General features: G+C 34.9%; 24 protein-coding genes. 13 read left to right on the top strand and 11 right to left on the bottom strand.

Annotated elements, in window-relative coordinates; genetic code table 11:
- Positions 1-80: 80 nt before the first annotated feature.
- The gene (locus JG738_RS02475) at positions 81-2,186 is read right to left on the bottom strand and encodes a TonB-dependent siderophore receptor (RefSeq protein ID WP_201338173.1); all 2,106 of its coding nucleotides are present in this window, start codon (positions 2,184-2,186) and stop codon (positions 81-83) included.
- A gap of 170 nt (positions 2,187-2,356) precedes the next feature.
- Positions 2,357-2,785: a transcriptional repressor gene (locus JG738_RS02480; protein ID WP_201338175.1), complete on the bottom strand. Its 429-nt coding sequence runs from the start codon at positions 2,783-2,785 to the stop codon at positions 2,357-2,359.
- Positions 2,786-3,486: 701 nt separating this feature from the next.
- On the opposite strand from JG738_RS02480, the gene JG738_RS02485 reads away from it, so the two are divergent.
- The 10 genes from JG738_RS02485 (at position 3,487) to JG738_RS02530 (ending at position 12,009) form a co-directional block, all read left to right on the top strand.
- The gene (locus tag JG738_RS02485) at positions 3,487-3,855 is read left to right on the top strand and encodes an energy transducer TonB (RefSeq protein WP_201338177.1); all 369 of its coding nucleotides are present in this window, start codon (positions 3,487-3,489) and stop codon (positions 3,853-3,855) included.
- 10 nt (positions 3,856-3,865) lie between these two features.
- Entirely contained in the window at positions 3,866-4,402 is a 537-nt protein-coding gene (locus tag JG738_RS02490) for a MotA/TolQ/ExbB proton channel family protein (protein ID WP_201338179.1), read from the top strand.
- On the top strand, positions 4,399-4,782 hold the full coding sequence (locus tag JG738_RS02495) for a biopolymer transporter ExbD (protein WP_201332794.1): 384 nt from the start codon (positions 4,399-4,401) through the stop codon (positions 4,780-4,782). The genes JG738_RS02490 and JG738_RS02495 overlap by 4 nt, the downstream gene beginning before the upstream one ends.
- A gap of 140 nt (positions 4,783-4,922) precedes the next feature.
- On the top strand, positions 4,923-5,213 hold the full coding sequence (locus JG738_RS02500) for a DUF2325 domain-containing protein (protein WP_201338181.1): 291 nt from the start codon (positions 4,923-4,925) through the stop codon (positions 5,211-5,213).
- A gap of 78 nt (positions 5,214-5,291) precedes the next feature.
- Positions 5,292-6,434: an OprD family outer membrane porin gene (locus tag JG738_RS02505; protein ID WP_201338183.1), complete on the top strand. Its 1,143-nt coding sequence runs from the start codon at positions 5,292-5,294 to the stop codon at positions 6,432-6,434.
- Positions 6,435-6,540: 106 nt separating this feature from the next.
- A complete protein-coding gene (ftnA, locus tag JG738_RS02510) occupies positions 6,541-7,041 on the top strand; it encodes a non-heme ferritin (protein ID WP_199200596.1) in 501 nt (166 codons plus the stop codon).
- A 17-nt stretch (positions 7,042-7,058) separates the two neighbouring features.
- The gene (locus tag JG738_RS02515; RefSeq protein ID WP_201338185.1) at positions 7,059-8,093 is read left to right on the top strand and encodes an imelysin family protein; all 1,035 of its coding nucleotides are present in this window, start codon (positions 7,059-7,061) and stop codon (positions 8,091-8,093) included.
- Positions 8,093-8,518, top strand: a complete 426-nt coding sequence (locus JG738_RS02520; protein WP_201338187.1) for a hypothetical protein — start codon at positions 8,093-8,095, stop codon at positions 8,516-8,518. The genes JG738_RS02515 and JG738_RS02520 overlap by 1 nt, the downstream gene beginning before the upstream one ends.
- On the top strand, positions 8,515-9,999 hold the full coding sequence (locus tag JG738_RS02525) for a multiheme c-type cytochrome (protein WP_201338189.1): 1,485 nt from the start codon (positions 8,515-8,517) through the stop codon (positions 9,997-9,999). Before JG738_RS02520 ends, JG738_RS02525 begins: the two co-directional genes overlap by 4 nt.
- A complete protein-coding gene (locus tag JG738_RS02530) occupies positions 10,000-12,009 on the top strand; it encodes an FTR1 family protein (protein ID WP_201338191.1) in 2,010 nt (669 codons plus the stop codon).
- Here JG738_RS02530 and JG738_RS02535 read toward each other — a convergent pair.
- The 9 genes from JG738_RS02535 to gyrA all read right to left on the bottom strand — a co-directional run bounded on the left by JG738_RS02535 (position 12,004) and on the right by gyrA (position 19,900).
- Positions 12,004-12,600: a hypothetical protein gene (locus JG738_RS02535; protein ID WP_201338193.1), complete on the bottom strand. Its 597-nt coding sequence runs from the start codon at positions 12,598-12,600 to the stop codon at positions 12,004-12,006. The genes JG738_RS02530 and JG738_RS02535 overlap by 6 nt on opposite strands.
- A gap of 8 nt (positions 12,601-12,608) precedes the next feature.
- A complete protein-coding gene (locus JG738_RS02540; protein ID WP_201338195.1) occupies positions 12,609-13,109 on the bottom strand; it encodes a flavodoxin in 501 nt (166 codons plus the stop codon).
- An 11-nt stretch (positions 13,110-13,120) separates the two neighbouring features.
- Complete coding sequence (locus JG738_RS02545; RefSeq protein ID WP_201338197.1) at positions 13,121-13,372, bottom strand: hypothetical protein; 252 nt, start codon at positions 13,370-13,372, stop codon at positions 13,121-13,123.
- 12 nt (positions 13,373-13,384) lie between these two features.
- Positions 13,385-13,708 (bottom strand): hypothetical protein, encoded by a 324-nt coding sequence (locus JG738_RS02550; RefSeq protein ID WP_201338199.1) that lies wholly within the window; start codon positions 13,706-13,708, stop codon positions 13,385-13,387.
- A 256-nt stretch (positions 13,709-13,964) separates the two neighbouring features.
- Entirely contained in the window at positions 13,965-14,876 is a 912-nt protein-coding gene (locus JG738_RS02555) for a radical SAM protein (RefSeq protein ID WP_201338200.1), read from the bottom strand.
- The gene (hemE, locus tag JG738_RS02560) at positions 14,873-15,895 is read right to left on the bottom strand and encodes a uroporphyrinogen decarboxylase (RefSeq protein ID WP_201338202.1); all 1,023 of its coding nucleotides are present in this window, start codon (positions 15,893-15,895) and stop codon (positions 14,873-14,875) included. The genes JG738_RS02555 and hemE overlap by 4 nt, the downstream gene beginning before the upstream one ends.
- Positions 15,896-15,904: 9 nt before the next feature.
- Positions 15,905-16,423 carry a YqhA family protein gene (locus JG738_RS02565; protein ID WP_201338204.1) on the bottom strand — a complete coding sequence of 173 codons (519 nt, stop codon included), beginning with the start codon at positions 16,421-16,423 and terminating at the stop codon, positions 15,905-15,907.
- Positions 16,420-17,448, bottom strand: coding sequence for an aspartate-semialdehyde dehydrogenase (locus JG738_RS02570; RefSeq protein WP_201338206.1), 1,029 nt, complete (start codon positions 17,446-17,448; stop codon positions 16,420-16,422). The genes JG738_RS02565 and JG738_RS02570 overlap by 4 nt, the downstream gene beginning before the upstream one ends.
- Positions 17,435-19,900 (bottom strand): DNA topoisomerase (ATP-hydrolyzing) subunit A, encoded by a 2,466-nt coding sequence (gyrA, locus tag JG738_RS02575; protein WP_201338208.1) that lies wholly within the window; start codon positions 19,898-19,900, stop codon positions 17,435-17,437. The genes JG738_RS02570 and gyrA overlap by 14 nt, the downstream gene beginning before the upstream one ends.
- A gap of 60 nt (positions 19,901-19,960) precedes the next feature.
- On the opposite strand from gyrA, the gene JG738_RS02580 reads away from it, so the two are divergent.
- From JG738_RS02580 to JG738_RS02590, 3 genes are all read left to right on the top strand, one after another.
- A complete protein-coding gene (locus tag JG738_RS02580; RefSeq protein WP_201338210.1) occupies positions 19,961-20,185 on the top strand; it encodes a hypothetical protein in 225 nt (74 codons plus the stop codon).
- 500 nt (positions 20,186-20,685) lie between these two features.
- Positions 20,686-21,024, top strand: coding sequence for a P-II family nitrogen regulator (locus JG738_RS02585; protein WP_201338212.1), 339 nt, complete (start codon positions 20,686-20,688; stop codon positions 21,022-21,024).
- Between the two features lie 2 nt (positions 21,025-21,026).
- Positions 21,027-22,253 (top strand): ammonium transporter, encoded by a 1,227-nt coding sequence (locus tag JG738_RS02590; protein ID WP_201338214.1) that lies wholly within the window; start codon positions 21,027-21,029, stop codon positions 22,251-22,253.
- Positions 22,254-22,263: the final 10 nt, after the last annotated feature.

Consider the following 22,263-nt stretch of genomic DNA (forward strand, 5'->3'; position numbering starts at 1 on the left):
CCAATCCTTTAGATTATGATTATGATAATAGATTTCAAAATTATATATAATTAAGTTGATTATAACCTTAAAATATTTTGCTAAAAATTTACTCTTAAGCCTGCATAGATATAAGTTCCAACAGTTGAGCCTAGAACATCATCTACATCTTCATCAAAAAGATTGTTTACTCCACCAAAAAGTTCATAATTTTGAGCAAATTTATAAGATGCCGTAAGATCTACCAATGTATAAGGATTAGTTGTCAATTCAACTTTTCCTTTTGGTGTCATTTTTGTATAGTGCTGTTCTCCTGTATAGGTTGCTATTATGTTCATATTAAAGTTTTTAGAAAAAATGTAATCAAACTTTAAAGCAACAACTCTATCTGGATTAAATTCCAAATCTTTCCCAGTTCTTTTGTCTTTTGTTCTTAATTCATTCCAAGTAAGTTCAGAATTTAATCCATTTCCAAAATTGTAATCAAGAGTTAGTTCTAACCCTTTTGTTTCAGCATCACTTATATTAACAAAAGTGTAAGTGCCAGGTTTGCTCCCTGCAACTTTTTGTATGCGATCATCAATTTTATTAAGGAAAAAAGCTATTTCATAACTAAAGCGCTCTTTTGCCCCACTTGCACTAATCTCATAAGAGTTGGTAAATTCTGGCTTTAGATTGTATCCGACAACTTCTGCTCCTTGAATGAGTCCCATTGGGGTTTGTTTGTTGATATAGAGCTCTCTGATATCAGGAGTTCTGTAGCCTTGTGCGAAATTTACTCTTAGGTTAAATAGTTTTGAAAAATTTTTTACTGCTCCTAATCTAAAGGTAGCTTTATTGTCTGCGTTGCTTATAGCATCATATCTTGCTCCAGCAATTACATTAAGAGTATCGCTAACTTCCCACTCATCTTGTAAATAGATGGCTTTATAATCAACCTCTTTTTTCCCCATATTTGGAGTAGAATCAAAAACGGTTGCCTCTCTTTCTTCGTCTCTATATTCAGTTCCAAAAGTTAAAAGATGTGCATCATTTAGAGCATAATTGCCCAAAAGCTCATAAGAAGTAATGTCAACATTAGCATTCATTCCGTTTGCAGCAGATTCAGCCTCGCTGTTATAACCAAAATCTTTCCAATGCTTCATAGTTGTAGTATTTCTTTTCTCATAGTAGTTATTGTAAATCTTTAATTTTAGAGAAAGATCATCACTTGCACTCCACTTTAAATACCCAGAAATATTTCTTCTTGTATTATGATCTTTTGAATTTACTGGTACATTGAATGCTGGAATTGGTTTTCCTTGATTATTTTTATATCCTGATGGATGAAAATATCCGATATATGTTCCCCATCTTTTTTCATCCATATATGAAAAAGCCAAACCTGTGTTTAATGTATCCGAAATTTCATATCCAAATTTAGTTCCTATGTTAAAAACATCAGCTTTTTCACGATAAGTTACATCTGTAGCGTAAGTGTCTTTAGCTTTACCAGCAAATTTAGGATGTTGAGAGGGTGGAACTTTTTCATTTGGATTTCCAGGTTTAGGAACTAAAACATGAGCTATTTCTCTTTGAGTATAAGGTGTTGAGTGGGAAGCATCTACATAAAAACTATATTTTAATTTATCCTTTTTTCCTCTCATATTAAAATAGGCATTACTGTTTCTTCCCTTGCCTTTTGTATTTGAACCGCTTTGAATACCCATAGAGCCTTGGAATTTATCTTTTGGCTGTTTGGTGATAATATTGATAACCCCTCCAACAGCATCTGCGCCATACAGAGTGCTCATTGGTCCTTTTACAATCTCAATTCGCTCAATAATTGAAGCTGGAATTCGATCAAGATCGTAAGGATTTTTAACTTCTCCTGCTATTCTTTGGCCATCTATTAAAAAAAGTGTTCCAGTTGCGCCCATTCCTCTAATTGAAATAGAGGATTTTGATTTGCTTGAAGCCGAAGGAAACGTTCCATACTGTCTTATTAGTCCAGGAGTTTTTGATATAACATCACCTAATGTAGAAGCACCCATTTTTTCTATTGTCTTTTCGTCAATTACAATAACTGAAGCGCTTACACCTTCTATATTTTTTTCTGTTTTGGTTGCTGTTGTGACAGTCACTTCACCCAAATTTATATCTTCAGCCTGTAAAAGCATTGTTGCTAGAGCTACAGAGAATCCGATGTTCTTAATTTTCATTTTCATATCTTCCTCCCAATCTTTAAAATATGTATGCAAACCATTGATTTAAAGCCCTCATTATATTTTTCTCATCAAGAGAAAATATGAGATAGCTATAAACTATTATTGTTGTAAATAGTAATAGCAGCAAATTTATTATCTTTTCAGGTAAATAGCTGCCATGTGTTTGCATTTCATCTTTCTTGTGCATCATTTTTTTCTCCTTGTAAAATAATTGCATTTTGTCTATCGCAAAATTTACATATTGCATAAATCACTATTCCATTAGGTTTATTTTCAGATGAACACTCAGGTTTGTTTTTTAGTTCTTCAAAATGTATAATTTCTCCACATATATAGCAAACTTCATATTTATACATTTTTATTGTAAAAACTTTTCTATTTTCGATAGTGACACTTTTTATAATTTGACACTCCATTAAAACTCTTAAGGAACGGTAGATAGTATTGAGTGTAGGTTTTCTTATAGGAAACTCTTCAATACGTGCAAGAATCTCTTCGGCTGTTAAAGGTTGTGAAGAGTTATTTAATATTTCAATAATTGCTTCTTTAATCTTTTTCCCTTTTAATCCTCTCTTTTTAAGACAGGTATCTATGTCCATCGCCTTCCTTTATGATAACGACTATCAAAATCGTATATAAATAGATGTTAAAGAGAACTTAAAACGATAATCGTTATCATTTTAAGTTGTAACTAAGGATACCTTGTGTAAACTTTTTTGAAAATAAATTTCATTATCGAGTTGTAATTTGAAAAAGAAGGAGTGGTTAATGAAATTTCTATTGCAAATATTTAAAAAGTTAAATAGATGGATACATATGCATTCAAAAATTCACAGTATCTATTTTATTACTGAATATAAAAAACGATTTTCGTAAAATTAGGTAGATATTGGAAGTCTCCAAGAATATAAAATTTATAATATTTATCGTAGTATTACTCATTCATGGGGTTTTTCTATTTTCCAAAACTACGCTTTTATCAAAAAAGGAGAAAAAAACAGAGATTCAACAACTAAAGCTATATAAAATTACTATCCAAAAGCCAAGGTATAAATCTATAAGAAATATTCAATATAAACAAAGTACTCAATTATCTCCCAAACCAAAAATCAAACCAAAACCAAAGCTAAAACCTAAACCTAAATCTAAGCCAAGACCAAAGCTAAGCCATAAATATAAACATACACCAAAACCTAAGTCCCAAAAAAAGCTTATACGAAAGCAAAAAATTAAGCCTAAACCTCAATCAAACTCTAAGCCTCAACTATCTAAAAAGCGAAAATCTAACGAACATCAAAAAATGATAAAAAACATTCAAAAGAATGAAAATAGAGTACCAAAAACAGAACCAAAACGAGATAATACCATTTTGAAAAATAGAGTAAAAGCAAACTATATGAGTTTAGTAAAAGCTAAAATTGAAGCAAAAAAATATTATCCTAAAATTGCAAAAAGGCTAAAACAGCAAGGCGTAGTGGTTGTAAGTTTTACAATATTAGCAGATGGGAGGATAACCAATGTAAATATCCTCAAACCATCAAAATATAAAAGACTAAATAATGGAGCAATCAAGACATTGCAAAAAATTGGAAAGTTTAAGCCTATACCAAAAGAGCTCGGCGTAGATCATTTAGATATCGTTGTTCCTATTAAATATGTAATAAAATGAAAGGAAGAGTATGCATTTGATGGATTATATAGAAAAAGGTGGCGTGATAGTATATATTTTAATCGCCCTCAATATCATAGGATACACAATTATGTTTCTAAAGTTTATCCAGATTCTTATAGCAAAACGGAAAAAATCCGTGATTTTGCAAGAAGTTATTGATTACATTCAAGCTAAAAAAATCCCGCTTCATGATGAGCATATCGTGATGGAGCTTATCAAAGATGAGATTGCCAAAAGGCTTTACTATCTTGAAAGAGGATTAGGAACAATTAAAATAATTGCCTCTATTGCACCTTTGCTTGGACTGCTTGGAACGGTTATCGGGGTCTTGCTTGCTTTTGAAGCAATATCTAAAAGTGGATTGGGCGATCCATCAACATTTGCCGGTGGTATATCTATGGCTCTTATAACCACAGTAGCTGGACTTATTGTAGCCATTCCCCATGTTGTGGGATATAACTATCTTGTTAGCATGCTTGATGGATTGGAAGTTGCTATTACAAGTGATATCTTGCCATCTCTTTATAAAAAAGAGTTGCTATGAAGCGAAGAGAGCAGATAACTCCCGATATGACGCCGCTTATTGATGTAGTTTTTTTGTTATTGGTATTTTTTCTAGTTAGCACCGTTTTTAAAAAAGATGAGTTGGCACTACTGCTTAATTTGCCAAGTAGTAAATCATCAGCTAAAACAATAGAAAAAGAGAAAATCACAATTGAGCTATCTTCAACTGAGCTTGCATTAGGAGGTAAAAAAGTCTCTTTTAAAGAGCTGGATGGGTCTCTTGCAAGGGTAGCAGATAAAAAACAGCCGGTTTTTGTGAGAATTGATAAAGATGTCCGTTATGAGAGGATTGTGAAATTATTAGATATTTTAAAAAAGTATGAACTCAACAATATTGCTCTTGTCAATGAAGCAAAATAAAATGCTATACCATCGTTCTTAAGTATAAAAGAACTATTCATAAATTGATAATCATTATCATATTAAGTCTGGGTTAAGCATTTTTTTCTTAAACTTTTAATGAAAATGAATCTCATTATTAAAACATAGAGAGGAACACTATGGGAGTATTAGTAATAGGTGCAGATAAAGTTCAACAAATAAAATCTACTCTTTTTGAAGTTGGTGCAACGAAAGTGATTCATTTTGACTGTAGAAAGAAAAATTTTTATAAAAGAAAAATTCCAAGTAATATTGATATGGTTGTTTTTATAACAGATTATCTCTCGCACAACAAAATGGAAGTTTTTAAAAAAGAGGCACAAAAGAGAAAAATTCCTACAGTATATAGTAAACATAGTAAAAATGATTTAAAAAGCAAAATAGAAAAATTTAGTAAAATCTTAAAATGATATCAATTATCATTTTAAGAATTAATCAAGATTATGTGAATTAAAATTTCAGATATAAAATTTTTGAAAGGAAGGAAGATGAAAAAAATTGTACTTAGTGCAACCACTATAATGATGTTAGGTGTTACGATATATGCAGATGAAGGGAGCTCTTTAAAAAATGAATTTATAAAAACTGTTAACGGATATATCAGACTTGGATATCAATATGACGATGACTCAAATAGTGATATGTCTTTAGGTGGAAAACTTCATGTTGAAACAAACTCTTTTAAAGGAGTAAGTGCGGGAGCTAGTTTTTATACAACAAATGTTGTTGGGCATATCAATGATGGGGCTGAAGGATTTGGCTTTTTTGATGCAGACAATAAATCCTACTCAATTTTGGGAGAAGCCTATATTTTAGGGGAGTTTGGTAATACTACATTAAAAGTTGGACGACAAGAGATTGATACGCCGTTTGCCGATACGGATGATATTGGAATGGTTCCAAATACCTTTGAAGCGGCTCTTTTAATCAATAAAGATCTGCCTGATACTACAATTATTATAGGGCAGGTGCAACGATGGGCTGGTGTTGATGCGCCCAATCCTTCAAGCTTTGAAGATTTAAATGGTGATGATGGAGTACAGGTTGCAAGTATTACGTATGAAGGAATTGAAGGATTGGCTCTTTCAGCGTGGTATTACTACCTAAACAACTTTACGATTGACAAGATTTTCTATGCTGATGCAAATTATGAGGGTGAAGCAAACGGGGTTTCATATGCAATAGGATTGCAGTATGCGTATCAAAACTACAAAAGTGCAGACTCAGCTTCTATTTATGGTGTAAGTGCTAGTGCAGGATATAAAGGCTTTACATTGGGAGTTGCTTACAATAAAAGCAATGACAATGCAGCGGATAATGGTTTTGGTGGAGGTCCATTTTTTACTTCAGCCGAAGTATTGACTCTAGCTGAGGGGGGAGTAGATGCAGATGCTTGGTATGTAAATGCTGAACTTGATTTAGGCTCTTTTGGAGTGGATGGACTAACTTTTGGTGCAGGGTATTTAAATTTAACAGATAAAAACAATGTTGATTCAACGGAGTTTGATGGCTATATCAGCTATGCGTTCAATGATAATTTAAGTTTAGATCTCATTTATAGTGATGTTGATGATGATATTAATAAAGATAATTTTACCAATACAAGGATTTTTGTCAATTACTCTTTCTAAGGCATCTTTTAGATGCCTTAGGCAGCCCTCAAGTGCCAGTTTCATTCTTACTCCTTTTTTGAGGGCTACTTAAGGCATTTTTGCCAAAACAATCAAAAGGATAGACATGTTAAAAAAAGAGCTTTATGAGAGACTCAATGAGCAGATGATGCTGGAGTTTGAATCGGCAAATATCTACAAAGCGATGAGCGCTTGGTGCAAGGCAAAAGGGTTTGAAGGGTCAGCTCGATTTTTAAATCAACATGCAGCTGAAGAGATGGAGCATATGGAAAGACTCTTTCAATATATCAACGAAACAGGCGCGCAAGCCATTATAACCGATATGAAAGCGCCTGAAAATGAGTTTTCTTCATTGCAAGAAGTTTTTGAAAAAACATATAAGCATGAGCAGTTTATCACACAAAAAATCTTTGATTTAGTAGATTTTACTTTACAGTTAAAAGATTATTCTACATTTAACTTTTTACAGTGGTATACCGCAGAGCAACATGAAGAAGAGGCTCTCTTTAAAGGAATTTTAGATAAGTTTGAGATTATTGGCACAGAAGGTAGAGGTCTTTTTATGATTGATAAAGAGATAGGCAATATTGCAAATAGTAGAGATTAATCTAAAAAGGAGAGAAGATGAAAAAAATAGCAATGGGAATAGTTGTAAGCTTAGCTCTTGCAGGGAATCTTTTTGCAAATGCTGAAATAGATAAAGTAAAAGAGTTTGAGCTTGAGCATGCTACAAAGCTGTATAATGAGGCAAAAAAGCTTAAAGATATTGCGGATGACTATTATGAAGATATAAAGACTTTTCATTTCAATTATGACAAAGCCTGGAAGCAAAACAAAAAAGATCTTACAAAAGATATAGAACAGATGAAAAGGGCGTGGCTTGAAGCATCAAGCAACTATGAGATTATTGAAGGACTTGTTGCTGGTATGCCACAAACTGCAAAATATGACCTTATTTTAGATGCTGGAATTCCTGCAAGCGAAGGCAATGAAGATGTAGCGCCTTTTGATTTGAAGTGCCCATATAAATGCAAATTCAACACAAAAAGACCTGGAAACTTTTTTCACTATCTGCTTGAGCCAACCCTTTGGGGAACGCATGAAGGCTATGTCGCTAAAAAAGTGGATCTAAATGGTGATGGACAAATTACAAAAGGAGAAGCTCTTCCAAATGCAAAATGGCTTAAATGCGTAGCGGATAATTTTGAAAAGTATACAAAAGAGTTAAAAGACAAAGTAAAGAATCTTAAAATGAATCTCACCGATGTATTTACGGCTGAGCTTACAATGATTCCGACAATGGGCGATTATTTTGAGGATTGGAAAAACAGTAGAATCCTTGGTAAATCTGAAGCCTTTGTGGCACTTTCAAGAATTTTTGATATTAAAGGAATCAGTGGCGGGCTTAAAGTTGCATATGAAGCAGCAATTCATCCAAAACTTAAAAAAGTCGATCCAAAACTAGATAGTCAAATTAGACTTGCTTTTTATGATTTGGTCTCATTTGTAGATGACATTTATATGAAAGAGCAATCCGGGCATATTTTTAAACCAGAAGATGCTGATGCTTATGCATCCCAGGCTCAAGATATGGCAGATAGATTAAGCGCACTTATGGCAAAAGCGGCTAAGAAATTGCATATCAAGCCAAATGTGTAATGAAAAACTATGCTTTATATACCATTGCCATTGCGGTGGTAATGCTTGTAAGCGGATTTGTCTACTACTTTGCGGCACCACTTAATTGGAGTGCCGCAGAGACTATTTTAAATATTCATTTGTGGCTGGGTGTGCTTTTTGTTTTCTATCTGCTCTATACTCTTCCAAAACATATCAAAACCTCAAAATTGCGGGCTAACAGTTCAAGTTTTATAAAGCTTTCATATTTTATGCTGGCACTTTTAATAGTTCTTTTTGTGAGCGGTTTAGCCCATTTTATTCCGTATCTAAGCTATTTTTTCAAACCACTCTATTACCGCTTTGAAACCTATGATTTTATATCCAATATTCACTTGATTATAGCAGTTTTTTTTACTCTGCTTTTTGTTTTGCATCTATCTTTTAAACACAAGGACAATAGATGAAAAAATATAAAAAGATTATTCTTTTTTCTTTTATCTTTTCTCTTTTAGGTGTAGGTATAATCTACATACTTACACCTAAAAAAGAGTATAAAGGAGTAGATGTTAAAGATATTCTTTTTTACTCAACTCCTTGGGGAACAGATCAGCCATTTTTTCCGGGGCATTTGGCAACTGCCGATGGAAAGATGGGAAATCCAAAAGCAATTCCAAGCTCTTCAGCCTGCGTGAAATGTCACAAAAAAGAGTTTGAGGAGTGGGTACCATCTTTGCATAGTATCAGTGGTAGAGATTTGATTTATGATAACTCCATTGAGGCAAATGTGCAAATTAAAAAAAGGCATCACGGAAGAGAACTTTCACGATTTTGTGATAGTTGTCACAATCCTATGGAAGTTGCAATGGGGCGCAATAACCCAATAATAAGTGTAGAGCCAAGCGATGTGCAAACAGAAGGTTTGGCGTGTGTCTTTTGCCATACAGCTACCAAGGCAGATCCACAAACTGGTAATGGAGCAGTTACATTTGATCTAAATAAAGCGTATGATAATTTAAGTGGCTCAGCCATCCTAGCAAGTCCAAGAGACCATGCAAGGGCTTTTGGAAGTGCAAAAACAAATGAGCTTTTAAGAAGTTCAGCGTTTTGCGGAGCATGCCATAATGAACGATATTATCCTCCAGTAACTCCTTCAACAAAAGTGCTAAAAGCACAAAGCACCTATGATGAGTGGAAAAACAGCTGGTATGCAAAAAATAATATTACATGCCAAGATTGCCATATGAATTATAAACCGGTTGAGTTTATTTCCAATTTGCAAAAAGGAATCATAAAAAAACCAAAAAAATATTCACACAATTTTTGGGGAGGAAATCATGTATTACAAGATACGAGTTTAAAAGAGAAGCTTTTATTTATAAGAGGTGGAGTATTGCCAGGAGTGAGTGTAAAAAAATATTTTGAATTAATGGATAAACAGCGACCAACAACAGAAAAGTTTTTAAAAGCAGCAGCAAAAGTAGAGATTATCTCTCAAAAACAGATTGGCAATGAGCTTGAAGTCAAAGTAAAGGTAAGTAATGTAGGAGCTGGGCATAACCTGCCAACAGGAGTAATAGATCAAAAACATATCTGGTTGCAGTTAAAAGCTATTGATGACAATAACAGCACAATTTTTAATAGTGGTGAGAGTGATAGAGAAAAAGATGTTGTCATTTGGGCAGAGAGATTTTTGGATAAAAAAGGCAATATTATAATGGATCACCTAACTTTTAAAACAGCCGATATTATTCTTACACGACCACCAATTCCACCAAAAAGTTCACAGACAATTACCTATAAAATTCCATTGAATGGAAAAAAAATAAAAAAACTTGAGGCAAAACTTTGGTATAAGATTGCCTATGAGGAGCTGGTTATAAAATCGCTTCATAGAAACATTCCTATACCAAAATTTTTAATGGCGCAAGATAGCAAGGAGATATAGATGAAAAGAGTTTTTCTCCTTGCTTTATGTATTCAGATTCTTTTTGGTATGGAGCTTTGGAAGCAACGATACTATTTAGATAAAGAGCTGTTTCACAAACAGATGGCAATTTTACAGCATCAAAATTTTTTGGATGAAAAGTTTGATTTTTTTCAAAGTACAGCACAAAAACTTAATCTTTTAAGAGAATTGAAAGCTATAAAGAGTGCCAAAAGTTTAGAAGCATTTTTAAAAGCAAAAGCAAAGCTCATTGTAAAACTTGAATCAAGAGCTTATGATAAAAAGATGTTCGATCTAATTGATATGCTTGATTTTGATGAAGATGTAAAGAAAGAGATTTTATTTGCTAAAAAGATCAAAAAGCTTTTTATCGCACTTGAAAAATCGGATTTGAAAGTAAACCAAAAACCACTTGAAAAACTTTTTTTCATAAAAGAGTATTTTACTGTGCTTGATAAAAATATCGATATAAACAAGCTTGAAAAGGCGATAAAAGAGAAAAACAAAGAGGCTTTTAAAAAGGCACTTGTCTCCTTGCAAAAAGAGATTTTGCTTCTTAAATCAAAAAAGCTCTCACCTAAAGAGTTTCAAGCAAATGTAAAGTCATTCATTAGATACAATAAACTGACAGCATTTGATTACTCAAATGGCATAGATGATGAAGGCAATATAAAAAATAATTTAGAATATACTGAAGCTGTTATTTTTAGTGCAAGAGCAAAAGAAAAAATTTTGACTCTATCTTCTAATATAAATCCAGAAGATTTTCAAAAACTGCTTGCAATTTATGAAAAAATTATTTCTAATATTGAAAAAAAGAAGAATAAAAAAGAGGTTAAAACGCTAACAAAAGAGGCTAAAAAAATTGTGCTCACTGCCACAGGACTTAAAGATATAAAAGAGACTCCAAAAGAGATAGTCTCTCACATAAACAGTAGTTTAAATGCAATGCTAAAAATGGCAAAAGAGAATAATTTTAAACAGGCTGATTTTTTTAGACTTGAAGCATACAGCTTTTTTGATCCAGATATTGAGGTGCGATTAAAACCAAGAGATCCGGCTTTGGCTACTGAAATTGAAGGGCTTTTTTGGGATGGCTTTGGTGGTATAAAAGGATTGGGATATGAGCTTGCGCATAAAGATATAAAGAATTTGCCAAAAACTATAGCAATATTGAAAGAAAAGTTACAACAAGCTCAAATTGAGCTAGAATCAAAACTTTCCTATGCCAATTCTATGCTTCAATCGATGATGATTATTATTCGAGAAGGTCTTGAGGCTGTTTTAGTTTTGGCAGTTTTACTTGTGCTTTTTAATAGTAAAAAAGATAAAATCTTTCTTTTTGGTGGCGTAACTTTAGGAGTTTTTGCTTCAATTGCAACCTATTACATAGCAAAAGAGATTATTAGTATTTCAACTTCAAATCGTGAACTTATAGAAGGCGGTAGTGCTTTGCTTGCGGCAATTATGCTTATATTTGTGACTGCTTGGATATTTCATAATACCTATGTAAAAGGGTGGGTTGCTTATGCAAAAGAACTGAGCGAAAAATCTATAAAAATAGGAAGTGTTGTTACTCTGCTTTTTATAGGATTTTTGGTAGTGTATCGTGAAGGTTTTGAAACGGTGCTTTTTTATGAAGCTTTAGCACAAGACTCTTATCCTCAGGCGGTATGGATAGGATTTGTAATTGGTTTGGCAGTTATTATTGTTGTAGCTGTATTACTAATAAAGGGTATAAAAAAACTGCCGATTAATCTCTTTTTTAAAGTAACTGGATTTTTGTTATCTATCCTTTCAGTCATTTTTGTAGGTGCAGGGATAAGAGGATTGCAAACGGCAAATATTATAAGTGCTACTCCATCAATCTTTTTGCCAAACTGGCAGTTTTTAAGGGATTATTTTGGATACTCTCCAACAATTGAGACAGCGACCGCTCAAATTGGCGTAGCTTTACTTTTATTGGGATTATATCTGCTAAATCGATATAAAAAGCCAAGCCGTTTATGAGACGGCTTTGGCTCTTTTAAAAAAAGAGAATGAATATGGCACAATGCGTAAAATCTCACAATTTTGGTGGTAGATAGATTTGTAGCGGTAAAAGTAGTTTTGTTTTGGAAGAACGATATAGTGCTCTACATTTTTCTCCATTATTTGTATCTCTTTTTCTATAGTAGTTTTATTAAAATTGGATTTCCATAGAGGATGGATTCTTACTTTTCTTTTGCCATTATCAATATAGATAAATGGAGGTTGTATTGAGACAAATTTTTTAGGATTTTTCTTTAAAATTCTTTTATAGACAATGTATAAAAATACTTTATCTAAATTTATTAAAAATTGAAAATTTGTTTGCATTAAAAATAGCAATGCAGTTTCCCAAAAGGGTAGAAGTGAGACAATTTTTTGCATAAAAATTTGAGCTATGTTTTGGTTTGTAAAATCATACTCTTGTAAATTAAAGCGAAAACTTTTTGGCATTGTAAAATTGATTATTTCAAAAAAGAGCCTTCTTCTTTCACTTATACTTTCAAAGTAACAGGTCTTAGGGAGAATCTCATAAATTCTCCCATTTTTTATGATAAATCCAGCTAGTCGCATTGCAACTCCTACTTTATATAGGGCTTAATTTCTTCAAGCCATCTATCGACTCTTTGTTCGGTAAGATCATCTTGATTATCTTCATCCAAAACTAATCCACAAAAAACTCCTGGCTCAATCTCAGCTTTACTTTCATCATACTCATACCCATCGGTTGAGGTAAAACCTACGATATTGGCTCCTTTGTTTTTAAGTTTTTCATACAAAATTCCCAAAGCATTGACAAAATATTCTCCATACTCCTCTTGATCTCCCAAGCCAAAAAGAGCGATATTTTTATTTTTTAAGTCCAAAGATTCAATAAGTGGCATAGCTCCTTCAAGCTCATCAGGCAATTCTCCCTCGCCCCAAGTAGAAGTTCCCATAATCAAAAAATCAGCCTCTTCAAAATCATCTTTTGTTGCGTTTGCAATATCGACAACATCTACATTTTCACCAATTTTTTGGGCAATTTGGTTTGCTATATTTTCTGTATTTCCCGTTTGTGTTGCATAGATAATTTTTGTCATAATCGGATCCTTTATATAGTTAATTTTGCTTCATAAGGTAAAAGATTGTAATACCAATCCATACCTATATACTCTTCTATCTTTCTTTCATCAAGATAGATTTTTAATCCCTCATCTGCAATATATTCAACATCTTCAAGAAACTCATCAGGAATTTCCAAAATATCCAATGCATACTCAAACCCTAATTCATGAAACAAAAAATCCTCTTCTACATACCCGTCAGTAAATTCTGTAATAATAAACTCACTAGGATAGTTCATAGCATCTCCTCCTTATGAAAAAATATATTTATCATTTAAAAAAAGCAAAATATAGTCATAGCATTTTTTATTTCTTAATGATCTTGCAAAATCTAATGCGTGATATTGTGGTTCTACCCAAAGAGAGATTTTGTTTTTAAGCAGAAATTTGCAGTTTTCCAAGTTGTTAAAATAGATAGCATAAAAAAGAGCATTTCTCTGTTTATAATCTCTATTGTTAAGTGTGGTTATATCGAAATTGTATTGGCATATCATTTCATTCATAGAAGCTAACTCTAATATTGAACTTATATCCGGCTTTAAAACTTTTTCAAAAAAAGCTGTTGGTACTGTCATGATTTTCTCCTTATTTTTATTTTTGAGTATTTAGCTTTTAAAAATATAATGCAAGCATCAGTGAGAATTTTTTTTGCCTGTTTGCTTTTGATTCCTGTGGTCATGATGGCCCCTTTTTATTGAATATGAAAATCATTATTAAAATAATAAGGTGCTTTACCTTATATAATTCTTATAATGATAATAACTATCATTTTAAATTGCTTGGAAGTTGAAAAAATTGTTTAAAAAGGCATGAAAGTAATAGAAATTGGATCTAGATTACAATTTCCAAAAATGTTACATTCCCAACCTTTTTTTCTTGAAGTTGGTGAATTTGTAGGAGTTTATCTACTAAATCTTTTGTAGCTTTATCAAAAAGCGTATCAACATCTTCTTTTGTAAGGGGTCTATGAGCAAGAAGATCGATAAGTTCTTGTTTGTTTAGATGAAGATTGTAACTGTGCTCTTTTTTCCTTGAAACGATAGTAACTGGAAGATTTTTAATCTTTTTTGATAGTTCAAAAAGTTTTTCATAGCTTACTGGCTCTACTTTATATGCTGGTGGGCGGTCGATTGTGCCAATATCGATGCGATCGGGATTTATTTGTTGGAGTACTTTATTGAGTGCTTCAAACTCTTGTGGTTTATCATTGATGCCTTGGACCACTAAAACCTCAATAACAAAAAAGCTTTTATAGATTTTTCGAAACTCAATCATTCCTTTGATAATATTTTCTATTTCAATACCCTTTAAAGGACGATCGAGACGTTTGAATGTGCGTTGATTGGCACTATCTAAAGAGAGTTTGACAATATCAAACTTTGTAAGTGTCTGCTGGATAGATGACTCATTGATACGGCTTGCATTGGAGAGGATAAGAAGCTTTTTATTCTTTTTGATTTTATTGAGCTTATCGACAAGTGTATCGAGGTAGGGATAGAGAGTTGGCTCACCGTTTGCTGTTACAGTAATTACATCAACATTGCTAAACTCTTGCAAAGCTTCTTGTGTCTCTTTGATAACTTCTTCCACACGAGGTGGATTGAGAGTAGTATCTATAGGCTTAGCAGGTTTAAGTTCACAATAGAGGCAATCAAAATTGCAAGATTTTTGCAATGGCGATAAATCAATTCCAAGAGAGAGTCCAAATCTCCTGGAATTTATAGGACCAAAAATAATGCTCATCTGCGTGTTAAATCGTGAACGAGTTCTACGAGATATTTGGCATTCTCTACGGGAAGATCTGGCAACATTCCATGGCCAAGGTTGAAGATATGACCAGGTTTTGCTCCCATTACTTCAATAATCTTTTCTACTCCCTCTTTGGTAGCTTCTTTGGAGTAGAGTCTAGTTGGCTCCATGTTGCCTTGTAAGACATATTTATCACCAAGTTTTTCTTTTGCAAGCTCTATCGGCGTTCCCCAGTCAACGCCAAAAACATCAAATCTGCCATAAATCTTATCTAAATAGCCTGCAATGCCTTTTGGAAAGAGAATCACAGGGATATGTGGATAGCGCTCTTTGAGAAATTCTGCAATATCAACCATATAGTCCCAGCCAAACTCAAAATATTTCTCTTTTTCCAGTGCACTTGCCCAGCTATCAAAGATCTGCACTGCATTCACGCCGGCTTCAATCTGCTTTACAAGATATGCTTTGACAGCTTCAGTAATTTTAATCATCAGTGCATGCATAAATTCTGGATCTGTATAGATAAGCTTTTTGATGGTTGCATAGGTTTTTGAGCCGCTTCCTTCTACCATGTATGTCGCTAATGTCCAAGGAGCACCGCTAAAACCGATGAGAGCTTTATCTTTTGGGAGTTTTTCTCTTACGATTTTAATCGTATCATACACGTAGGTAAGTCTCTCTTCTGGATAGTCGTAGAGACGTTCAAGATCTTCCATTGTACGTACAGGATCGCTAAAAACAGGTCCTTCACCTTTTTCAAAGCGAAGATCCATTCCCATCTCAAGGGGGATTACTAAAATATCACTAAATAAAATTGCCGCATCCACATCCAAAATCTCAACCGGTTGCAAAGTTACTTCAGCAGCCATTGCTGGATTTTTACAAAGTGTCAAAAAATCTCCAGCTTTGTTGCGTACCTCCATATATTCTGGCAGATAGCGCCCTGCTTGGCGCATCATCCAGATGGGAGTGTAGGGGGTTTTTTTACGAAAACATGCATCAATGAAAACCATGAATAATCCTTAATGTTGTTCTGCACCTTTATGCATAAAGTAAAGAGCTAATCCTAATGCAAGAATAGAGAGAGCAAAATAGAGCATCTCCAATGCTCCATGATACTCCATATTGATAACTCGCTTGAAAAAGCTTACAATGAGAACCATAACTATTACTTTTGCAAGCTTATCTTTGAGTTGATCGAGGCTTTTTATCTTTAATATTCCGCTTGATTCACTACTTTCAGCAGGATCAATTTTTGAGATAAAAAGCTCATACAACCCAAAACTAAAAAGAAGCATCACTACTGCAATGAGATAGAGATCAACTGCACCAATAATTTCACCCACTATCTTTTCATGAAAATTTGGCGGGTGGTGTGCACTGCTCAGTGCGTCATAAGTATAATGAGCAACATGATAAATATCAATGCTTGCCACTACAAAGAGTATAAGCGCTCCAAGCATTCCAAATATGACAGCGAGGAGGATAAAGAGTCTACCCTCCCACAAAAGCCATTCAAATGCGTTTTCTAAATACTTCATGCACTCTCCATCTCTATCCACTTCAAAGCAATTCTCACTGCATTTGTTGCTGCACCGACTCTGAGGTTATCAGCTACTACCCACATATGCAATACATTATCACGATAGACATCTTTGCGAATACGTCCAACGTATGTTTCATTTTTGTCTACGACAGTTATTGGCATAGGATAGATACTCTTTTGCGGCTCATCCATAACTACAATGTTTTTGCCATTGTAGAGGGCTTCGCGGGCAGCTTCAGGTGTGATATCTTTTTCACACCATACAGTTACAGCTTCGCTATGACCACGCAGCACTGGCACACGCACACATGTAGCGCTCACTTCAATGTTTTTATGCATAATTTTCTTGGTCTCGTTGACCATTTTCATCTCTTCTTTTGTATAGCCGTTATCGAGAAATTTATCTATTTGCGGGATAACATTAAGTGCTATTTGGTGAGGAAATTTTTTCTTCTCGCTCTCATCAAGTTTGAAATTGAAAAAATCTTTCATCTGATTGACCATTTCATCCATTGCACTTTTACCAGCTCCACTCGTTGCTTGGTATGTTGCCACATCCACTCTTGTAATTCCAAAAGCATCATCCAAAGGTTTAAGTGCTTGTACCATCTGAATGGTTGAGCAGTTTGGATTTGCAATGATACCTTTTGTTTTCCATGCTGCGATGTCTTCGGGGTTTACTTCAGGAACCACTAAAGGTACTTCTGGATCCATACGAAAATGGCTTGTATTATCTATGACCACTGCACCAGCTTCAGCTGCATGGGGAGCGTAATGTGCAGAGACGCTGCCACCCGCACTAAAGAGTGCAATTTCCACATCCTCTTTTTCAAAAATATCTTCTGTAAGCTCTTGTACCGTGTATTCTTTGCCTTTGTACTCTATACTACTCCCAGCACTACGCTTGCTAGCTAGAGGTACAAGCTTTGCTACTGGAAAATCAACCTCTTCCATGACGCGCAGCATCTCTTCGCCCACTGCACCTGTGACACCTACTACTGCAACATTAAATTTCCTCAATTTCTTCCTCCTCTTCCTCTTTTGGACATTTTGCAATGCTAATCACTTTATCGCCTTTTTCGAGGCGTACAATCATCACACCACTGGTATTGCGGCCAGCCTTTCTAATGCTCTCCATATCGATACGAATCATCTTGCCACTTGAGGTGAGTACCATGAGATCCTTATTTGCTTCTACTGTGACTACACCTACAACATCACCTGTTTTTGGTGTAAGCTTCATAGCAATCACACCCTTGCCACCACGGCTCTGTTCACGATATTCACTCGCCTCGGTTCTCTTTCCAATACCTCTTTCACTCACAGTCAAGAGTTCTTGCTCTTCACTGCGAATAGTTTCTGCTCCAACGACACAATCGCCTTCATACTTGAAGCGAATACTTGTGACACCTCTTGCACTTCGTCCCATTTCACGTACATCATTTACTGGAAAGCGGATGCACATCCCTTTTTTGGTAATAATAAAGAGCCATTTTGTCTCGGGCTTGACAATTTTTGCGGTAACAAGCTCATCATCGTCATCAAGAGTAATAGCTCGTACACCTTTGCTTCTAATATTGCTAAATTCAGCTAAGTTTGTTCGCTTGACAATACCGTTTTTGGTAAAAAATGCTAGTGATTTATCCTGGCTAAAATCTGTTGTTGGGATAATTGCCATGATTTTCTCATCAGGCTCAAGTTGTAAGAGGTTTACAACCGCTTTGCCTTTAGCTGTACGACCAGCTTCTGGGATCTTGTAGACTTTAAGCCAGTAGAGTTGCCCACGATCAGTAACAAACATGAGTGTATCGTGAGTATTGGAGATGAAAAAGTCTTCAATAAAATCATCTTCATAGGTTGTTATAGCTGTTTTTCCTTTGCCACCTCGCTTTTGTTTCTCATACTGCTTTAGTGGTACGCGTTTGATATAGCCGCGATGTGTAATAGTTACGACCATTGGCTCATTAGGAATTAAATCTTCGATGTCAATTTCATTGTAGTCTTCGACAATTTCTGTAAGGCGAGGCGTAGAGAATTTCTCTTTGACTTCAATGAGTTCTTCTTTGATAATCTCATTGAGCTTCTCTTCACTGCGCAAAATGCTTTGCAAATATGCTATGCGCTCCATAAGCTCTTTGTATTCATTTTCAAGCTTTTCTCGCTCAAGCCCTGTGAGGCGTTGGAGTTTCATATCTAAAATAGCATTTGCTTGGATCTCGGTGAGATCGAATTTCTCTACCAAATTTATACGTGCTGTTGGCGTATCTTCACTGGCTTTAATCGTTGCGATTACTTCATCGATATTATCGAGAGCTTTGAGAAGGCCTTCGAGGATATGGGCTCTAGCTTTTGCTTTTTCAAGCTCATAAATAGTGCGGCGAATAACAATAGTGCGACGGTGATTGAGGAAAAGGTGTAAAAGCTCCAAAAGTGTGAAAACTTTTGGCTCTTTATTGACAATTGCAAGTAAAATGATCCCAAATGTCACTTCCATCTGTGTGGATTTGAAAAGGTTATTGAGTACAATTTCACTCATTACATCTTTTTTAAGCTCAATCACTACGCGAATGCCCTCTCTATCACTCTCATCGCGTATTTCACTGATACCTTCAATCTGTTTTTCTTTTACAAGTTGAGCGATTTGCTCTATGAGGCGTGCTTTGTTGACTTGATAAGGAAGCTCATCAATAACAATTACTTCGCGAGATTTGAGTTTTTCGATATGTGTCTTTGCACGCACTTTAATGCGGCCACGACCAGTTTTGTAGGAGTTGAGAATTCCTTGCTTTCCAAAAATGATGCCGCCAGTTGGGAAGTCTGGACCTTGGAGTACCTCCATAATTTCTGCGAGCTCTGCTTGGGGATTATCTAAAATGACCAAAAGGGCATCGACAAGCTCATCGAGCCTATGGGGAGGGATGTTTGTTGCCATACCCACTGCAATACCGCTTGAGCCGTTGAGCAAAAGATTTGGCACGCGAGTAGGAAGCACGTCAGGCTCAGAGAGTGTATCATCATAGTTTGGTACAAAATCGACTGTATCTTTGTCAATATCGCGTAAGAGCTCTTCAGCAAGGCTTGTCATGCGCGCTTCTGTATAACGCATCGCTGCGGGGCTATCACCATCGATGGAACCAAAGTTTCCCTGACCATCAACAAGTGGCAGTCGCATAGAAAAAGGCTGTGCCATTCGTACAAGTGCTTCATAGACTGCGCTATCGCCATGAGGATGGTATTTACCTATTACATCTCCCACGATCCTTGCACTCTTTTTGTATGCTGCGCGGCTTGTGAGACCAAGTTCATTCATAGCATAGAGGATACGTCTATGAACCGGTTTGAGGCCATCTCTTGCATCAGGTAGAGCACGGCCTATGATGACGCTCATAGAGTAGTCAAGGTAGCTACTCTTGACCGATTCTTCTATATCGATCTCTTGAATGTCTTGATTATTTTCGAACAGATCCGCCATATTTTCCTCTATAAAAAATTTTGGATATTATAGCTTTTTTACAATAATAAAGGAATTAAAATGGATATTAATAAAAAAGTATTGCTTCTTGCACTTGCTAAGAAAAAAGAGGATGAGAGTTTCAAAGATATTCTTTTGATGTTAGAAAATTCACATCTTTTTACACTCAAAGAGGGTAAAAGACTTTTAAAGGAGTTGAAGCAAGAGCAGTATGTAAATGATGAGAGTTTAACTTTCAAAGGTTTTGCTTTGGCAAAAGATATTGAGGAGAAGTTTAAGTTGTAGGATATGCTATTTTTAGAGAGATTGAAAATCTTTTAAAAATTTTGAATAAGCTTTTTTAATTTTTATATGTAAGTTCACAGGTTAACAAATTTAAATTTGTTCTGCTTGGTTTTTATCATAAAGTAAACTTATATTATATATTTTCGCTTCGATACAGAAAGTAAACAGCTGCCTTATATTAAGTTTTCGATTTATCTTTATGCTCGGCTTTTTTAGGCTCGCATGGCGAAGCGTTTATGTTTTATGTGAGTGAAGCGAGCATTGTCACATCTTGTTGCCCAAAAATCCCCTTAAAATTGGCTCTAATAGGCAAATAACCCATAAAATGAGACTTTTTAAAAACTTTTCTTTTTAAAACAACAGAGTTTTCAAATATCCAAAAAAGTTCTAACATCATTTTTAAGTGTAGTTAGGAAAAAAGCTTTGTTTGTAATTACTATTCTTATGATTATTAAAGACTAATTTTTTTACAATAAAAAAAACAAAAAGAGGAGTTTTTTATGAAAAAGATTGAGGCAATAATTAAGCCTTTTAAACTAGAAGATGTGAAAGAGGCATTAACAGAGATTGGAATTACCGGAATGACTATTACAGAGGTCAAGGGATATGGTCGTCAGCAAGGGCATACTGAGCTTTATAGAGGGGCAGAGTATGTAGTGGATTTTTTGCCAAAAGTAAAAATAGAAGTTGTAGTTCCAGCTAGTAATGTAGAGCAAGTTATTAAAGCTATTGTAGAGAGTGCAAGAACTGGAAAAATTGGAGATGGAAAAGTTTTTGTAAGCGATATAGAAAAAGTAATTCGTATTAGAACTGGTGAAGAAGACGAAGAGGCTATTTAAAGATGGAAAAAATAGTAGTCGCAGATAATGTTTGGATATTGGTTTCTACTGCATTAGTACTTCTTATGAGTGTTCCAGCGTTAGCGCTCTTTTATGGTGGACTTACCAAAGTTAAAAGTATACTCAATACCATTATGATGGTGATGGTGGCATTTGGGATAGTGAGTTTGGTATGGATTGTATATGGCTATTCATTGGTTTTTGCACCAGATATTGGTGGTTTTATTGGGAATTTACAATATTTTTTCCTCAACTCTATCAAACCTAGTGATGCAGCACCTGCAGCACCAAATCTCTACCATTACCTTTTTGTCTTTTTTCAGATGACGTTTGCAGCAATTGCAACGGCACTTATGGCTGGAGCATTTGTGGAGAGAATGAAATTTGGTGCGTGGATGCTCATTTCTCTTCTTTGGTCAACTATTGTCTATTTTCCAGTAGCTCACTGGATCTGGGGTGGTGGATGGCTAAGTAAAATAGGTGTACTTGATTTTGCAGGAGGAATAGTACTGCATGAGACAAGTGGACTTGCCGCATTAGTAGGAGCGATCCTTCTTGGTAAGCGTAAAGAGCCATTTATGCTTCCTTCATCTTTACCTCTTGTGGCTATTGGTACAGGACTTCTTTGGTTTGGTTGGTTTGGATTTAACGGTGGAAGCGCGTTAGCGATGAATGCACAAGCAGTGAGTGCAGCATTTGTGACAACTCTTGCAGCAATTGTTGGAGGAATAGTTTGGATGGTGCTAGAGTGGATCAAGTTTAAAAAGCCTACAAGCCTTGGTCTTTTTACTGGGATAATCGCAGGACTTGCTACAATAACTCCAGCTTCTGGTTTTGTTGATGTTTTTGGTGGGATAGTTATTGGTGTTGCTGCAGCGGTTATCTGTTTTTGGGCAGTAGTATATCTCAAAAATAGATTCAAATATGACGATAGTCTTGATGTTTTTGGTGTGCATGGTGTAGGTGGAATGCTAGGTGCTATCTTGCTTGGAATCTTTGCTAAAGAAGATATTAGTGGTGCAAGTGGACTAATGTATGGCGGTGGAGCTGGACTTTTGGGCAAAGAGTTACTAGCGCTGTTAGTTGTTGGTATCTATACTATAATTTTGAGTTATGTAATATTCAAAATTGTTGATAAAACAGTTGGACTTCGTGTAAGCCGTGATGATGAGATAGAGGGACTCGATGAAGCAATTCATGGAGAAAAAGCCTATATCAAAGAGCATTGATAAGAGGTTT

It is taken from the genome of Nitratiruptor sp. YY08-26, assembly GCF_016593215.1.
In the GTDB taxonomy this organism is placed as follows: Bacteria; Campylobacterota; Campylobacteria; order Campylobacterales; family Nitratiruptoraceae; genus Nitratiruptor; species Nitratiruptor tergarcus.

Bases quoted from the DNA above. Each gene is read 5' to 3' on its own strand.
- JG738_RS02475 (WP_201338173.1), bottom strand. From the start codon at position 2,186: ATGAAAATGAAAATTAAGAACATCGGATTCTCTGTAGCTCTAGCAACA.
- JG738_RS02480 (WP_201338175.1), bottom strand. From the start codon at position 2,785: ATGGACATAGATACCTGTCTTAAAAAGAGAGGATTAAAAGGGAAAAAG.
- JG738_RS02485 (WP_201338177.1), top strand. From the start codon at position 3,487: ATGATAAAAAACATTCAAAAGAATGAAAATAGAGTACCAAAAACAGAA.
- JG738_RS02490 (WP_201338179.1), top strand. From the start codon at position 3,866: ATGCATTTGATGGATTATATAGAAAAAGGTGGCGTGATAGTATATATT.
- JG738_RS02495 (WP_201332794.1), top strand. From the start codon at position 4,399: ATGAAGCGAAGAGAGCAGATAACTCCCGATATGACGCCGCTTATTGAT.
- JG738_RS02500 (WP_201338181.1), top strand. From the start codon at position 4,923: ATGGGAGTATTAGTAATAGGTGCAGATAAAGTTCAACAAATAAAATCT.
- JG738_RS02505 (WP_201338183.1), top strand. From the start codon at position 5,292: ATGAAAAAAATTGTACTTAGTGCAACCACTATAATGATGTTAGGTGTT.
- ftnA (WP_199200596.1), top strand. From the start codon at position 6,541: ATGTTAAAAAAAGAGCTTTATGAGAGACTCAATGAGCAGATGATGCTG.
- JG738_RS02515 (WP_201338185.1), top strand. From the start codon at position 7,059: ATGAAAAAAATAGCAATGGGAATAGTTGTAAGCTTAGCTCTTGCAGGG.
- JG738_RS02520 (WP_201338187.1), top strand. From the start codon at position 8,093: ATGAAAAACTATGCTTTATATACCATTGCCATTGCGGTGGTAATGCTT.
- JG738_RS02525 (WP_201338189.1), top strand. From the start codon at position 8,515: ATGAAAAAATATAAAAAGATTATTCTTTTTTCTTTTATCTTTTCTCTT.
- JG738_RS02530 (WP_201338191.1), top strand. From the start codon at position 10,000: ATGAAAAGAGTTTTTCTCCTTGCTTTATGTATTCAGATTCTTTTTGGT.
- JG738_RS02535 (WP_201338193.1), bottom strand. From the start codon at position 12,600: ATGCGACTAGCTGGATTTATCATAAAAAATGGGAGAATTTATGAGATT.
- JG738_RS02540 (WP_201338195.1), bottom strand. From the start codon at position 13,109: ATGACAAAAATTATCTATGCAACACAAACGGGAAATACAGAAAATATA.
- JG738_RS02545 (WP_201338197.1), bottom strand. From the start codon at position 13,372: ATGAACTATCCTAGTGAGTTTATTATTACAGAATTTACTGACGGGTAT.
- JG738_RS02550 (WP_201338199.1), bottom strand. From the start codon at position 13,708: ATGACAGTACCAACAGCTTTTTTTGAAAAAGTTTTAAAGCCGGATATA.
- JG738_RS02555 (WP_201338200.1), bottom strand. From the start codon at position 14,876: ATGAGCATTATTTTTGGTCCTATAAATTCCAGGAGATTTGGACTCTCT.
- hemE (WP_201338202.1), bottom strand. From the start codon at position 15,895: ATGGTTTTCATTGATGCATGTTTTCGTAAAAAAACCCCCTACACTCCC.
- JG738_RS02565 (WP_201338204.1), bottom strand. From the start codon at position 16,423: ATGAAGTATTTAGAAAACGCATTTGAATGGCTTTTGTGGGAGGGTAGA.
- gyrA (WP_201338208.1), bottom strand. From the start codon at position 19,900: ATGGCGGATCTGTTCGAAAATAATCAAGACATTCAAGAGATCGATATA.
- JG738_RS02580 (WP_201338210.1), top strand. From the start codon at position 19,961: ATGGATATTAATAAAAAAGTATTGCTTCTTGCACTTGCTAAGAAAAAA.
- JG738_RS02585 (WP_201338212.1), top strand. From the start codon at position 20,686: ATGAAAAAGATTGAGGCAATAATTAAGCCTTTTAAACTAGAAGATGTG.
- JG738_RS02590 (WP_201338214.1), top strand. From the start codon at position 21,027: ATGGAAAAAATAGTAGTCGCAGATAATGTTTGGATATTGGTTTCTACT.